16 protein-coding genes are annotated in these 13,828 nt (G+C 40.1%); 7 read left to right on the forward strand and 9 right to left on the reverse strand.

All coding sequences use genetic code 11. The features are described from left to right. Nucleotides 1–76: 76 nt before the first annotated feature. Nucleotides 77–862: a phosphoribosyltransferase gene (locus tag PL8927_RS04985; protein WP_407947373.1), complete on the forward strand. Its 786-nt coding sequence runs from the start codon at nt 77–79 to the stop codon at nt 860–862. Between the two features lie 30 nt (nt 863–892). After that, on the forward strand, nt 893–1,183 hold the full coding sequence (locus PL8927_RS04990) for a hypothetical protein (RefSeq protein ID WP_083618248.1): 291 nt from the start codon (nt 893–895) through the stop codon (nt 1,181–1,183). On the opposite strand, the gene PL8927_RS04995 is transcribed toward PL8927_RS04990, so the two are convergent. Then, nucleotides 1,172–1,561: a VOC family protein gene (locus PL8927_RS04995; protein WP_083618274.1), complete on the reverse strand. Its 390-nt coding sequence runs from the start codon at nt 1,559–1,561 to the stop codon at nt 1,172–1,174. The two genes, PL8927_RS04990 and PL8927_RS04995, sit on opposite strands and share 12 nt — an antisense overlap. A gap of 67 nt (nt 1,562–1,628) precedes the next feature. Here PL8927_RS04995 and tftA point away from each other — a divergent pair, with 67 nt between their 5' ends. Further along, nucleotides 1,629–2,993, forward strand: coding sequence for a hormogonium tapered terminus morphoprotein TftA (tftA, locus tag PL8927_RS05000; RefSeq protein WP_083618249.1), 1,365 nt, complete (start codon nt 1,629–1,631; stop codon nt 2,991–2,993). Nucleotides 2,994–3,085: 92 nt separating this feature from the next. On the opposite strand, the gene PL8927_RS05005 is transcribed toward tftA, so the two are convergent. Next, entirely contained in the window at nt 3,086–5,035 is a 1,950-nt protein-coding gene (locus PL8927_RS05005) for an ATP-dependent nuclease (protein WP_083618251.1), read from the reverse strand. A 157-nt stretch (nt 5,036–5,192) separates the two neighbouring features. On the opposite strand from PL8927_RS05005, the gene trpC reads away from it, so the two are divergent. The 3 genes from trpC (at nt 5,193) to PL8927_RS05020 (ending at nt 7,799) form a co-directional block, all read left to right on the forward strand. Next, on the forward strand, nt 5,193–6,080 hold the full coding sequence (trpC, locus tag PL8927_RS05010; protein ID WP_083618253.1) for an indole-3-glycerol phosphate synthase TrpC: 888 nt from the start codon (nt 5,193–5,195) through the stop codon (nt 6,078–6,080). A 139-nt stretch (nt 6,081–6,219) separates the two neighbouring features. Beyond that, the gene (locus PL8927_RS28375) at nt 6,220–6,393 is read left to right on the forward strand and encodes a DUF5340 family protein (RefSeq protein ID WP_231505915.1); all 174 of its coding nucleotides are present in this window, start codon (nt 6,220–6,222) and stop codon (nt 6,391–6,393) included. 251 nt (nt 6,394–6,644) lie between these two features. After that, nucleotides 6,645–7,799, forward strand: a complete 1,155-nt coding sequence (locus PL8927_RS05020) for a pyridoxal-phosphate-dependent aminotransferase family protein (protein ID WP_083618255.1) — start codon at nt 6,645–6,647, stop codon at nt 7,797–7,799. A gap of 98 nt (nt 7,800–7,897) precedes the next feature. On the opposite strand, the gene PL8927_RS05025 is transcribed toward PL8927_RS05020, so the two are convergent. The 7 genes from PL8927_RS05025 to PL8927_RS05055 form a co-directional block, all read right to left on the reverse strand. After that, the gene (locus tag PL8927_RS05025) at nt 7,898–8,113 is read right to left on the reverse strand and encodes a DUF2949 domain-containing protein (protein WP_083618257.1); all 216 of its coding nucleotides are present in this window, start codon (nt 8,111–8,113) and stop codon (nt 7,898–7,900) included. Between the two features lie 669 nt (nt 8,114–8,782). Further along, entirely contained in the window at nt 8,783–9,334 is a 552-nt protein-coding gene (locus PL8927_RS05030) for a DUF192 domain-containing protein (RefSeq protein WP_231505916.1), read from the reverse strand. A gap of 301 nt (nt 9,335–9,635) precedes the next feature. Beyond that, on the reverse strand, nt 9,636–10,331 hold the full coding sequence (gene nblR, locus PL8927_RS05035; protein ID WP_083618275.1) for a response regulator transcription factor NblR: 696 nt from the start codon (nt 10,329–10,331) through the stop codon (nt 9,636–9,638). Between the two features lie 96 nt (nt 10,332–10,427). Further along, on the reverse strand, nt 10,428–11,345 hold the full coding sequence (locus PL8927_RS05040) for an NAD(+) kinase (RefSeq protein ID WP_083618276.1): 918 nt from the start codon (nt 11,343–11,345) through the stop codon (nt 10,428–10,430). 134 nt (nt 11,346–11,479) lie between these two features. Further along, complete coding sequence (locus PL8927_RS05045; protein WP_083618263.1) at nt 11,480–12,460, reverse strand: SDR family oxidoreductase; 981 nt, start codon at nt 12,458–12,460, stop codon at nt 11,480–11,482. A gap of 128 nt (nt 12,461–12,588) precedes the next feature. Then, on the reverse strand, nt 12,589–12,879 hold the full coding sequence (locus PL8927_RS05050) for a hypothetical protein (protein WP_083618265.1): 291 nt from the start codon (nt 12,877–12,879) through the stop codon (nt 12,589–12,591). Further along, nucleotides 12,876–13,154, reverse strand: coding sequence for a hypothetical protein (locus tag PL8927_RS05055; protein ID WP_083618270.1), 279 nt, complete (start codon nt 13,152–13,154; stop codon nt 12,876–12,878). The genes PL8927_RS05050 and PL8927_RS05055 overlap by 4 nt, the downstream gene beginning before the upstream one ends. A gap of 193 nt (nt 13,155–13,347) precedes the next feature. Between PL8927_RS05055 and PL8927_RS05060 the strand changes: the two genes are divergently transcribed. After that, on the forward strand, nt 13,348–13,761 hold the full coding sequence (locus tag PL8927_RS05060) for a hypothetical protein (protein WP_197047323.1): 414 nt from the start codon (nt 13,348–13,350) through the stop codon (nt 13,759–13,761). Nucleotides 13,762–13,828 lie beyond the last annotated feature (67 nt).

The raw sequence follows: 13,828 nt of genomic DNA on the forward strand, positions 1-13,828 counted from the left end.
TCCCCCTTTTTAAGGGGGATTTAGGGGGATCTAATCTGGGCTATAATTCAGAGGTTTTCGGCTTAAGTTGACACTGATGGGTTACCCCGCCCGTACCCAGTCAACTAACACCATTTTAATTGCACTGGGAATTTCTGAAGTTGCAACTCTCCCCTACAACGGTCAATATAGAGGTGATGCGATTGCCGAGGGCTTGCAGATGTTATTCACACCCCTATTTAGAGATCGAACTCATGCGGGTCAGGAATTAGCAAAAGAAATTTTGTTACAGATGAGTTTGGAGCACCCGAAGGAGGACAGGAAAATCGTTGTTTATGCTTTACCGCGTGGGGGTGTACCCGTTGCTTTCCCCATTGCTGAACGTTTACAGTCTCCTTTGAGTGTAATTGTGGCCAAAAAAATCACCCTCCCCGATAACCCAGAATTGGCTTTGGGTGGGGTCACATCCGATGGTTATGTGCTGTGGTCAAAACGAAAACCCCCTAATTTTAGTCTTCAACAGAGGATGTTACAAGAGGCTCAGACGAAAGCCAAACAAGCCTGGGATAATTTATCTCCCAGTTGTCCTGATGTCAACCCTCAAGGCGCATTAGCACTAATTGTAGATGATGGAATTGCGACCGGAATGACGATGGCCGTTGCTGCGAAGGCGTTAAAAGTTCATCAACCCTTGGCGATTTGGATTTGTGTCCCCCTCGCGCCCCTAGAATTAATTCCCTATATGCAGCAATGGTGCGATCGCGTTATTGTGTTAAAAACTCCCCATCCGTTTCTCAGTGTCAGTCGGTTTTATGAAGAATTTGAACAAGTTGAAACAGAAACAGCCTTATCGTATTTGCAACAACAAATCTGGCTAAAATAAATAACGATTCACCGTTCATGATTGATCGTTATGAGAAGTTGGCGTATTTGGTGGCAAACCTTAGTTTTTTCAACCCAATATAACCCACCTCAGTTTGTTGAGGTACTAATGTTACTGTTAGGAATTTTGTTACTATTCCTCTGGACTTTAACTGATCAATGGCCCTATTTAGTCCTTTGTCTCAGTTATGTTGTGGGCTCATCAACGTCGATGTTAATTCGAGAAGCTCTAATTCCTTCCCCTCATCTCCAATTAACCCAAGCCCTGGCAATATTATTATTAATGCTGAGTGTTTATACTCTGATTGATTTAGTTTTCTGAACTACTGGCATGAATTTGATATAAAATTAAACGGTTTCCCATCGGATCATAGGCATAAATTTCCCGACCATGAGAAGCGGTTATAATTTTTCCAGGAGGTGGATATCCAAGAACTTGTAAATGGGCGATCGCTTCTTCTAAATTCTGCACTTCCAAACACAAACTCATCCCTGTTTTCCCCTGAGAATAAAATTCAGAAACATGGGAAGATTTGGGTTGAAAAATTCCCAATCTTAAACTCGGTAATTGAAATTCTGCATAACGATGGGGAATATGGTTTAGGGGTTGTATTCCCAAGAATTGAGCATAAAACTCAACCAAAATTTCCATTTTAGGGTCAGCAAGGGTGACAAACGCCTCATTGCAGTGTAAAACCATAAAGGGAATCAAAAATTTAATCACGAAATCACCCTTAATATTAAACTTGAAATCGAGAGCTTAAACAATGGGACGAATTTTTTTATCCGCAGGTCATGGAGGATTTGAAAATGGTGTAAGAGATCCCGGTACTATAGCAGGAGGGACAACGGAAGCCCAAGAAATGATTCGCATTCGGGATTTAGTCGTCAGCGAATTGCGTTCGAGGGGGTTTCAAGTGATTGTAGTTCCTGATGATCTCAGCCAAACTCAAACGATTGATTGGATTAATGCTCATTCTCAATTCGGAGATATTGCGTTAGAAATACAAACAGGAGGTTCTTCTAATCCTTCAATTCGGGGAGTAACTGCTTTTTATATAGCTGGAAATTCTCAACGCAAAAAAGATGCAGAATCTCTGTTATTATCCCTTTTGCAACAAGTTCCTCAACTTCCGAATCGAGGAGCAAAACCGGACACCGAAACGGGATTAGGAAGTTTAATTTTTACCCGTTGGATTGCAATTCCTTCCCTCTATATGGAATTAGGATTTCTAACAAATCCCACCGATCGCGCTTTAATTCAAAGCCGACGACGAGATATTGCCATTGGAATTACTAATGGACTGATTACTTGGTTAAATAACGGCGCTATAAGCCCTATTCCAACTGTTCCGCCAGGTACACCCGTTTATGGTTCTATTGGGATTAATATTAATGGTCGGCGCTATGGAGAAAATGGAATTTTAGTCAATGGAAATGCGTTTATTCCGATTGATTTAGTCGATAAATTAGGATTAAACCTCTCTCAAATTTCTAATAGAGTGAGAAGACTTCGATACAATAATATTGTTTATATTCGCGCGATTGATTTAAGAAATTTGGGCATTTCTGTAACTTGGGATAATCCCAATCGCAGTGTGGTTTTGCGTTCTAATATTCGTCCCTATAATAGTCAAATGGATCAGATTATGGGCAATGGGTTAACCACAGAAGTTCAACTGATTATGTTTATCAAAACCCATGATTCTGATCTGATCAATACTGTTCCTCAAATTGCCAAACTCTATCGAGAAGAAGCCAGTATTGAAGGGGTTAATCATGATATTGCCTTTTGTCAAATGTGTTTAGAAACCCACTTTTTACAATTTGGAGGAATCCTTAAACCCGAACAAAATAATTTTGGGGGTTTAGGAAGTTTAGGAGGAGCTTCTGAAAGCGCATCTTTCCCCACAGCCGAAATCGGAATTAGAGCACATATTCAACATTTAAAAGCCTACGCCAGTCATGAACCTTTAGTACAAGATATTGTCGATCCTCGGTTTGAATTTGTCACCAGAGGAATCGCCCCCTATCTACAACAATTAAGTGGTAGATGGTCAGACGACCCCACCTACGGCGATCAAATTTTAGCGTTAGTTAGAAGACTCTATGAACTATCAGGATTATTATAACATCCTCCCCGCCGTGAACGGCGGGGGATTCCAGAGTTACCCAAAAGTTAGGATAAAGTTGAAGGGTTTAATTTTATCCAAAAGTTAATATTTTACAGTGTTCTTAGAAAGTTCCACTCTTCAAACCAAACTGATCTATCTACAGTTTTAAGTAAATCCAGAAAATCAGTTTCTATATTAAATGAAATACTATACACTTGTAAAGCTTCATTTAATATTTTTTCAACATCTTCTTTTCTAGTGAGTTTAAAATACTCTTGATTTTCCAGAGTATTTTTGATATAGTTTTTACATAAAATAGTGAGATCAACTTCATTTTTAGTAATAAATTTATAGTTGAATATTGTATTCAGACTTTGTTTAATCGCTATATATTTGTGCGCTGTTTCCTTAAGACATTCATCATTAAAATATTTTTCTTCTAAATCGTGTCTTATATTCTGATATGCAGTATTCAAAAATCTCAAAAGTTCTTCTTGATCGATATCCTGGGAATACTTATTTTTAATCCATTTGACTAATAAACGACTGAGTAAATCTAATTTCATCAGCAAAATCGCTTCAAACGTATAAGCTTGTGGAATATAAGTTTTTAAACCTAGTTTTACTTCCATTTGTTGAGCAAGTTTTACACAATCTTCATCTATCAAAAAATCCCTATCTATAATTAAAACAGATTTTTCCCAGAGAGTTCTAGTATTTTTGATAGCAGAAAAAACTGTTTTATAGTGTAGTATTTCTTTAAAAACATGGCTAATTCCATTTAATACCCAAAAAACATATTTTTTCGTATTTCTAGGAGATACACTTTTTTGCAAAAGCAAATCAATTGCTCTAGCATCATCTTCACCTTCCACAAAAATTAAGTGATCAGCTTCAATAGCATTAATAAAGTCTAAACCATTGGGACTTCCTAAAGAACTGATGATAGGATTTGTCGGAATCGGATAAATACCCTTAAAACGCTCGCCTAACCTCTGGATTTCAGTATGACTCAGGGGTTTATAATAATTTTCTGCACTATTTTGATCTAAATGAAATAAATGATTTAGGGATGAATGCCGAATGATGGCTTCATTATGGGTCGTGATTAATAATTGATTTTGGTTAGAAAACCTCGTGAGTATTTCTAGTAAACGCTGTTGAATATCCCTGTGAATATGACTATCCGGTTCATCAAGCAAAACCAGATTCATATCAGTTCTCTGTTCATAATAATATAAATTTAACAAAATTTCTATAATCTGTAATGTACCACTTCCCAATAAAGCAATATCTTTCTCGCTATCTCTACTATTGAGTTTGTAATTGACAATTACCCTAGTATCTTTCTGAATATCGCTGGAAGTAAAAAACTCGATTTGTTCTTGATTATTAAACAAAATATAAGACAAATCAGAAATAAAATTATTATATAATGATAAATCTTGTTGCTGATGGTATAAAGAATATAAACGATTACGCAGTACCGTTGCCGACTCTCTCTTTTGAATCACTTCTCGAAGTTGAGGAGGAGTCACAAATTTCTCTCGTTGACGAATGGCTAACACAGGGGAAGCGTAGTATAATCCTATAGGGTAAGGCAAATTCCTAAAAAAGCTATTAAACTTTTCAAAGTCATAAGTCTTAAAATTAATGAGTTCAATAATATAATTTAATCCAGAAGCTCCGATTTTAAACCCTATTTTTATCTGTTCATCTTGATTTTCTAATTCTGTATAAATTTCTATTTTTTTAGTTTTATCACATTGATAAAAAATATCTTCAAAATTAGGATTACAAACGCTATTGATTTCTTCAAAAGGGAAATATTTTTCCTGAGTATTCCCCAGAATATAATCTCCTCTTCTATAGTTTGTAGTTCCTCGCCCTGCCTGACGAATCAATTTATTAAAGCATTCATGCCACAGAGAAACGACTTCCAGAATAGTTGTTTTACCTGAATTATTTTTACCAGTAAAAATATTGATATCAGAATTTAATTGAATCTTGACATCTTGAAAAGATTTAAAGTTTTTAATCTGAATTTCCTTGATGTGCATATTTTTATTGTAAAGCTCTAGCTTTCTAGCTCTGGTTATGCAGTTTTATCCTAATTGCCTGAATTAATACCCTATTTTCGATTATAGATCAAATTATAACACATTTTATGCTTAAATTGAAGAAAGTCGAGTTAAACAATCAACCTCCTCAACTTCTATGGTCTTTATTCGTCGTCGTCAGCCCAATCCCGCCGTTGAAGTGTTAAGCTTACGCTATCAGGTTGCTATCCCTGGTGCAGAACCTCAGAATATTTTAGAAGAAATTGTTTGGTATAAAGAAAAAGAAATTACCGACCTCCGGGAACGTTTACCCCTAGAAAAATTAAAGCAAAAAGTCGATACTATTTCTACCCCGCGTAACTTTTTTGAAGCCTTAAAACAGAGTCAAACTCAACCTGCGGTGATCGCTGAAGTCAAAAAAGCCTCCCCTAGTAAAGGAGTAATTCGAGAAGATTTTGACCCCGTTGCGATCGCAAAATCCTATCAACAAGGAGGCGCGAGTTGTCTATCAGTTTTAACCGATAAAAAATTCTTTCAAGGGAGTTTTGATAACTTATCCAAAGTTCGGGATGTTGTTGATTTACCCTTACTTTGTAAAGATTTTGTCATCTATCCCTATCAAATTTATTTAGCTCGATCTTATGGAGCAGATGCGGTTTTATTAATTGCTGCGGTTTTGTCTGATCAAGACTTACAATATTTTCTCAAAATTGCGAAAGTTTTGGGAATGACCGCCTTAATAGAAGTCCATACCCTCGAAGAATTAGATCGGGTATTAACCCTAGATGGCGTTAACTTAATTGGGATTAATAACCGCAATTTACAAGATTTCTCCGTTGATTTACAAACCACTTGCCAATTGTTACACAGCCGACATTCTGAATTACAATCCCGTGATATTTTAGTGGTGAGTGAATCAGGACTCCATACCCGTGAAGATCTAAGTTTAGTCACCCAAGCCGGGGCGAGAGCCGTTTTGATGGGAGAATCTTTGATGAAACAACCTGATCCAGGTATTGCATTAAATCAACTGATTGCCACTTAGTGATATGATAGGGAAACGCCAGGAAAACCCAATTTCCTGAGTTAAATATTCTCATCTTGAGATCATTTTTAACCCCATTGAAGCCCTCGACTTTCAATCGATCATGCAGTCTGGTTTACTGGAGATATAGTTAAAGTTGATGGAACCAATTCCTCTTCCCGCTTATGTTCATGATGAACTGCTCCTGCAATTTCTAGAACAAAAAACGAGGTTTGCAGTCCAACGTAACTCTCCTCAATACGAGAAGATTGATCAGTTGATTATTACCCCACCAGAATTTAAGCAGTTGTCAATTTTTGATCTACTTAAATAGATGGAATCCCCGTCCGTTTACGGCGGGGCGGATGTCAAACAAGCAATTAGAGCAAAGCTGTGTTCAAGCCCATCTACCTGTAGACTATTGCTGGTCTTTGAATGAAGTTAATCCCAAACGGATTAATTTCCCAGAAGGATAAAGGGTTGAATTAAGAATTAAGAATTGAGAATTGAGTTGCAATTTTGAGGGACAATGTTCCTTCTGTGACTCACGCAGAACACCAAACCCATAAAGAGTGAAAACAGACTATGGACGATAAATTAATGTTGATGATTCCGGGGCCGACCCCCGTTCCTGAACAGGCGTTATTAGCCCTGTCCAAACACCCCATCGGACATCGCAGTGGCGATTTTAGCAAAATCATGGCGGAGGTGACGGAAAACCTGAAATGGTTACACCAAACCCAAAATGATGTCCAGATTTTAACCGCCAGTGGTACTGGGGCAATGGAAGCCGGAATTATTAATTTCCTCAGTCGGGGGGAAAAGGTGTTATGCGGTTGTAATGGTAAATTCGGAGAACGTTGGGCCGAAGTTGCTACCGCCTACGGCTTAGACGTAGATACCGTAACGGCTGAATGGGGACAACCTCTCGACCCTGAACAATTCCGGGCGAAATTAGAAGCGGATACCAACAAAGAAATTAAAGCCGTTATTCTCACCCACAGCGAAACCTCGACGGGTGTGATTAACGATTTAGAAACCGTTAATCGCCATGTTAAAGCTCATGGTGCGTTAATGATTGTCGATGCAGTCACTAGCTTAGGGGCGGTTAATCTTCCCATCGATGAATGGGGTCTGGATGTTGTCGCTTCCGGTTCTCAAAAAGGGTATATGATTCCCCCAGGTTTAGGGTTTGTTTCGGTGAGTGATAAAGCTTGGGAAGCCTACAAAACTGCTAACCTCCCTCGTTACTATTTAGATTTGGGTTTATATCGCAAATCTACCCAGAAAAATACAACTCCCTTTACCCCTCCAGTGAACTTGTTTTTTGCGTTACAAGTCACTTTACAAATGATGAAAAAAGAAGGGCTAGAGAATATTTTTGCTCGTCATCAACGGTTAACTAAAATTAGCCGGGAAGCGGTTAAAGCTTTAGGATTATCGTTATTTGCAGCCGATGAATGTGCGAGTCCTGCAATTACAGCCGTTGCTCCGCCTGAAGGCTTAAATGCCGAAGATATCCGGGCTGTTGTTAAGAAGAAATTCGATATTGTTTTAGCCGGAGGACAGGATCATCTCAAGGGCAAAATTTTCCGTATTGGTCACTTAGGATTTGTCAGTGATCGAGATATTCTCGCTGCGATCGCATCTTTAGAAGCAGCGTTGCGTGAACTCGGTTATGAAGGGTTTACTCCCGGTGCGGGTGTGGCTGCTGCGGCTCGTGTGTTAGCAGAATCTTAAGGAAATTTGAGCTAATTTTTCCTTAATTGTAGGGTGGGCTATGCCCACCTTCTTGATAATTAAGGGGAAAATTGTAAGATGGGCGAAGCCCATCCTACTTAAGCGGTTTCTAACCAGTCAAAGATTTTATCTAACTGTTCCAATGTGACTAAACCATATTGCCACAGGGTCATAGATACCGGACTCGCATCGAGATATTTATGTTGAGATTCCGCCGGATGATTGGCTCGTTCTGCCATGGCAATTGAGTCAGGAGAAAGAGATAAATCATCTTGTAAAAAACGGATAAACCGAGAGTAATTGATTGGTGTCATTTTAACATTCACCTCCTAATATAAAATCCATCCAGGGATTAAAAAATGTTTTTTGATAAACGGGGGCTGATGGCCTTTTGTTATAAATTGAGATGCTTATAAAGTCTGAATTTGCTAACTTCAGAACATTAATTTGGGACTATTGAGTTGTCTGAAAACGATCGCAATTTTATCCGATCGTTCCTTCAGTTTTCTCCTCACGCATCTACATTAGTTGCGATTAAAATTCCGCATAATTAATGAGTAGCCACATTATGTTCTGTCACAGGTTAGCTTTCTCAAGGAATTACTAACCAGTAGAACAGGTGAAGCTATTAAAATTAATCTGTCTACCGACAGAACGGTTTCCCTGTCAAACGAGAGAAATCACGAAACTCTAAACTTTAGAGTCACAGTGTCATTGTTATTCAACCCTACTTCGTTCACTGAAGCGAACTTGACTCAAGATTAGCCTTGACAACCGCAAATCGATTGTCGTGGATGATTCCTTGGCTTGCTTGTGTCTCCTCACACCTAAAAAGAATAAATCAACTGTTTAGAGTTAACTGCTGATCCGCTTAACAGTGCTGGAATAAACAGGTTAGCAAATTTGTCTACTGTTGTGTAGACGATATCATTAAAGTTTTAACAAATTACATGAACTTTTGTAAAGTTTTTTAAACTTAAGGCTTATTGCTGAGAATTCAGGACTGTGATCGGGATGCGATCGCCCACTTTTACACCTAATTCCTGAGAACGTCCGCCCCGTAGTTCAATCACCTGATCCACCGCCAGATCGGGGCCATAAGTGGGACAAGGTTCCTGTTGACAAGGAGGAGCACTAACTTGAATGGCTTGAACAACTCCATTACGGATAAAAAGCATATCTAGGGGAATTTTGCAGTTTTTCATCCAAAATCCCACAACGCGAGGTCGATCAAAGGGAAATAACATTCCCCGATCATCAGCTAAATCAGTTCTATACATTAAGCCTAATGCTTGCTGATGGGGGGCTTGAGCGACTTCAAGCTGAATCTCTTGGCCCCCTATTTTGGCTTGAGCCGTAATGGGTAACATTTGACCCTGATTATTTGGGGTTTGTACAAGAGACTGAGAAACCGCAGTTTCTAAGCTCAAGGGTTGTGCTGTTGAAACCGATGAAAACAGAGATGAACAGCTAACCAATAAAATACCGATCACCCCAAGGCTCATCGATATTAAGGCCGTTGGGATAGAAGCCAAGATTAAACCCCCTCAAATCGTATTAACAGTTGAATGTTCAACCTTCTCAAAAAATCCGTATCCTCAGCGACAAAAGATCATACAGCATCTTCGGCAACTTTGGTATATTTTTTTAAGAGGGAACAGGGAACAGGGAACAGGGAACAGAAGCAGAAGAGGAGCAGGGAACAGAAGCAGAAGAGGAGCAGGGGGAGAAGAGAAGAGAAGGGAAGGGAAGGAGTGGGAGCGTTCTTGCTTGCTGACTTTGAAGCGTCAACCGTCAACAGTCAACCGTTAACACTCAACCGTCAACAGCCAACAGTCAACCATCTCTAAGGACATATCCAACGCCTCGAACGGTTTGAATTAGGCGTTTTTCCCCTTCGTCTTCAATTTTGAGTCGTAAATAACGAATGTAAACTTCTATAACATTAGACTCTCCCAGAAAGTCATAACCCCAGACATTCTCTAAAATTTGTTCACGGGTTAAAACTTCGCGTGGATGTTCCATTAAATATTTGAGTAACTCATACTCCTTCATGGTTAGATCAATCGTTCTACCATTGCGAAACGCCCGACGGGTGGCTAAATCTAAGACTAACTCCCCAAACCGCAATTGTTCATTATTGCTAGTCGCAGGTTGCAAATAGAGATTCACCAGTTCTAAAAAAGTTTCTGTCCGATAGGGTTTTAAACAATAGTCATCCGCCCCCGACTCTAAACAGGCGATGCGATCTTCGATGGCATCTTTTGCCATTAATACTAATAGAGGAGTGCGAGTTCCCAAATCCCGCAAATGACGGCAGATAGACAGTCCTGACTCTCCCCCCAAAAGTCGGTCAATCACAATTAATGCAGGTTGTAATTCCCTTACCTGATCTAAGCCTGCTGTTCCATTATTGACCACAATCGGATAATAACCCGCTTCTTCCAAATCCAGGCTAATCTGTTGAGCTAACAGTTCATCTGGCTCAATAACCAAAATCGAAGGATGATGATCTAACCCCAACTTACTCATTGATTTTTTGATTGTTGACGGTTGATGGTTGACGGTTGACGGTTGATGGTTCAAAGTCAGCAAGCTAAGGTTGGCGTAGCACTCCTTCTCCTCTCCCTAGGGTAATTCTACAGAAGTAGGTTTAGCAATATGGGGAAGTCCCCAGCCTAATTTTTCGCGGAGAACCTGGAAAAATTCGGGAGGGTGGAGACGAATAAACTTAGCATGATAGGGCGATCGCTGAACTCTCACCTGATATTCAGGAAGAACATAACAGCCTCCATTACCATCCACCACCATCACCAACTGATTAGGACTAGCAGGATAAATAATTACGGGTTCTTTTTCCCCATAAATTAAAGCGCGTGAAGCCAGAGAATGGGGACAGATGGGGAGTAATTGCAATACTTCTACCCCTGGTGTCACCACCGCACCTCCGGCGGATAAGGAATAGGCCGTTGAACCCGTCGGAGTAGAAATAATCACCCCATCGGCGGCAATATCCACCGGAGCATGACGACCAATTTTGATTTCAAAATGGCACATACAGGTCATGGGTTCTCGGTGTAACACCATTTCATTCAGACACAATGCTTCCCATAACACTTCGTCTGCCTGACAAACCTCAACCGCAATCATCGTGCGGTTTTCAACGATGTAGTTTCCTTCAAGAACTTGTTCCAAGACCAAAGGCAGTTGATTCAGGTAAGTTTCGGTTAAAAATCCCATGTGACCTGTATTCACCGCCAACAAAGGAATCCCTGGAGGTGCGAGTTGACGAGATGCTGAGAGAACTGTACCATCCCCACCGAGAACAATCGCAAACATCATCTCCTGATCAAAATCGTCCGGGGCAATTTTATCAATGGGAGTTCGGTGTAAAGGATGAGGTTGAGTTGCATAACCCAATATTCCCCCGGTTCCGGGTGCAGTGCAAACCTTCACCCCCCGCTCTTTTAGCTTGTCTTTGATCTCGGTCGCAGCACGACAAGCGGCGGGTTTAGCATCATTATAAATAATCCCTACTTTTGACACACGAAGTCTTCTTAAATTGAGTTTAAACAGAGTCATGGTCTGTCTCAGAACAGGGATTTTCATCCCAATTCTGATGGGACACAAAAATTTAGCAATTGTTAAAGCATACCTTGTCTTTGGGCGATTGCGTTGAGTTAGAGGGGCTTAAAGGGATTGCTTCTTTGTTTGCGTTTTTTGAGTTTTTCCTGTTCATATTCTAATTCTTTAAGTTTTTTCATAATTCGACTAAAGTATTCTTGCATATAGGTCTCTAAGCTGCTGATTTCCTGGGGGTCAATGCCAAAAACTTGATAGGTTTCATCCATTGGAGCTTGCAAGGACTGACCATTGGCTAATACTTCCGCAAAGGCTAAACGGTCAGACACATTCCAAGTCCACTGAAACCAGCGTGTGACTTGACGGAATAGACGCAGGATTTCTGTCGGGGTACGGGTAATTTTAGCTTGTTTACCAGAAAGTCGTTCACACAAACGAATAATTTCCTCGGCTGTCCAGGCTTTGGAACCCACCACCGGAAAACTTCTATTCTCGGTTTCAGGAACGGATAAGGCCTTAATCGCAAATTTAGCGATATCTTGGGTATCCATATAGGCAACGGGAGAACTCATCCCCGGAACCCAAACCGCTTGTTTATCTAAAATGGGAATGGCGTATTGACCGATTAACCCTTGAAAAAATCCACAGGGTTTTAAAATGGTGTAGTTTAGACCGGACTCGGCTAAAAACAGTTCCGTACAGCGCTTGATTTCTAATAAGGGAACTTGAGGATATTTCTCGGCATCCAAAAAGGAAAAGAAGATGAACCGTTCAACTCCTGCCTCTGCTGCGGCTTGAATCAGAGCCACTTTTCCTTCCCAGTCTACTTGCTTAATGCCTAATGAATCTGTGGGACGGGCCGTTGCCGCATCAATTACGGCCGTTACCCCTTCTAAGGCGGATTTTAAGGTTTCGGGTTCGCATAAATCCCCAGGAACCAGTTCGGCTCCCCATTCTTTTAAAAATGCGGCTTTTCGGTAACTGCGTGCTAGACAACGCACGGTATACCCTTCATCCAGAGCGCGACGCGCTACCTGTCTACCCAATGTCCCAGTCGCACCGACAATTAATAAAGTCATGAATATGAGTCTGAGGCTTAAAGTTTATTAAGTATGGTATCAAACATTCTCTCATTTTTTTACAAAACTTTACAAAATTTTGAAGGTGGGCCCTGTAGATCCTGTCGTCCAGGGGTAGCGATCGCATTTTAAGGATGAGATGTAATGGCAATAACTGTGATTACTCCTTTGTCCGGGCCATAATACCAAAATACTCGAAACGCTGCCGGGGTTTTGTTTTCGACGTAAGCCTCAAATATTTCTTCTTCATTAGGGCCTGATAATGTGTCGTATTTATGAGTTTTCAAGCTGGGATGGCGTAAATTTGTTGCCATTAATCCTAGTGTTTTCAGCACTTTATTGTATTTTTTGGCATCGAGTTCTTGAAGATTAATTAAGCTATCTCTAGCTGATGAAGAAAATTCTATCCGAAAATTCATTCCTCTTCAATCTCCAAATCAGCATACTCAGAAAAGTCACCCAAATCATGTACTTCACCTTTAGCTGCTTGTGCAAGGCCGCACTTGACTGAGGCTAACGCTTGGGGGTTTTGCCACAACCACTGTTCACGATCAGGTATATTGGTTATTGGGTCTAATAAAATTTGTCCGGCTTCGTTGATAAGAACGCGATACTTTGTTGACTTGGGTTCGAGGTTTAAACTGAGGCATCCTTGTGGATCTGTGCTGATTAAGTTTTTCAGAATCCAAAACATATCTTTTAGCTATTATAAAATTAGGTAAAACTCCCTAGGGTAGAGTTTTATTCAATTATAACACATTAGATATTGTTAGTCTATTCTAATTTTAAGGGCTATCACTTTTTTTGGGGAAAGAGCGATACTTGTCAAAAAATTGTACTATTTTATGTTAAATTTTAATTTTAATAACTTATAAAATGGTGTAATTATGGCTAATTTACTATCAAGAACAACTGAAACTATCAATCAATTAAAACAGCAGGCGTTAGACATTGTTAATGAAGCTTCAGCCTTGGAATTAACTATTTTTGAGCTATTTGGAGAGACAGAGGTAACGATTCCGGCACTAGATGAAATGAAAAGTGCCGCCGAAGATGCTGAATCTTCCTACTCTCAACTGTCTAATATCCAGCTTCAAATTGCCAAAGCTCAACATCAGGCCTCTCCTGATATGCTACAATTACTAGAACGAGCTATAGCACGAACCCAAGCAAGGATTCCGGCGTTGGAGCGTAGTATTGAAGAAGTTAAAATGGAATATAACTTGCCGTCAGCACCCCGTACTGAAGTGACGGGGCTTCATGCCTCACATGACGTAATAGTTGACCAGCCTAAGTCTTAACTGACTACGTTTTTTGAGTCAAGACACCCTGTTGGATGCGTAGCTAGTCCCTGGCTCTGTCGTTAGT

Origin of the sequence: Planktothrix serta PCC 8927, assembly GCF_900010725.2 — a bacterium.
In the GTDB taxonomy this organism is placed as follows: Bacteria; Cyanobacteriota; Cyanobacteriia; order Cyanobacteriales; family Microcoleaceae; genus Planktothrix; species Planktothrix serta.

What these genes read in the sequence shown, in the direction of transcription:
- PL8927_RS04985 (WP_407947373.1), top strand. Translation starts at nt 77, where the DNA reads ATGGGTTACCCCGCCCGTACCCAGTCAACTAACACCATTTTAATTGCA.
- PL8927_RS04990 (WP_083618248.1), top strand. Translation starts at nt 893, where the DNA reads ATGAGAAGTTGGCGTATTTGGTGGCAAACCTTAGTTTTTTCAACCCAA.
- PL8927_RS04995 (WP_083618274.1), bottom strand. Translation starts at nt 1,561, where the DNA reads ATGGTTTTACACTGCAATGAGGCGTTTGTCACCCTTGCTGACCCTAAA.
- tftA (WP_083618249.1), top strand. Translation starts at nt 1,629, where the DNA reads ATGGGACGAATTTTTTTATCCGCAGGTCATGGAGGATTTGAAAATGGT.
- PL8927_RS05005 (WP_083618251.1), bottom strand. Translation starts at nt 5,035, where the DNA reads ATGCACATCAAGGAAATTCAGATTAAAAACTTTAAATCTTTTCAAGAT.
- trpC (WP_083618253.1), top strand. Translation starts at nt 5,193, where the DNA reads ATGGTCTTTATTCGTCGTCGTCAGCCCAATCCCGCCGTTGAAGTGTTA.
- PL8927_RS28375 (WP_231505915.1), top strand. Translation starts at nt 6,220, where the DNA reads ATGGAACCAATTCCTCTTCCCGCTTATGTTCATGATGAACTGCTCCTG.
- PL8927_RS05020 (WP_083618255.1), top strand. Translation starts at nt 6,645, where the DNA reads ATGGACGATAAATTAATGTTGATGATTCCGGGGCCGACCCCCGTTCCT.
- PL8927_RS05025 (WP_083618257.1), bottom strand. Translation starts at nt 8,113, where the DNA reads ATGACACCAATCAATTACTCTCGGTTTATCCGTTTTTTACAAGATGAT.
- nblR (WP_083618275.1), bottom strand. Translation starts at nt 10,331, where the DNA reads ATGAGTAAGTTGGGGTTAGATCATCATCCTTCGATTTTGGTTATTGAG.
- PL8927_RS05045 (WP_083618263.1), bottom strand. Translation starts at nt 12,460, where the DNA reads ATGACTTTATTAATTGTCGGTGCGACTGGGACATTGGGTAGACAGGTA.
- PL8927_RS05050 (WP_083618265.1), bottom strand. Translation starts at nt 12,879, where the DNA reads ATGAATTTTCGGATAGAATTTTCTTCATCAGCTAGAGATAGCTTAATT.
- PL8927_RS05055 (WP_083618270.1), bottom strand. Translation starts at nt 13,154, where the DNA reads ATGTTTTGGATTCTGAAAAACTTAATCAGCACAGATCCACAAGGATGC.
- PL8927_RS05060 (WP_197047323.1), top strand. Translation starts at nt 13,348, where the DNA reads ATGGCTAATTTACTATCAAGAACAACTGAAACTATCAATCAATTAAAA.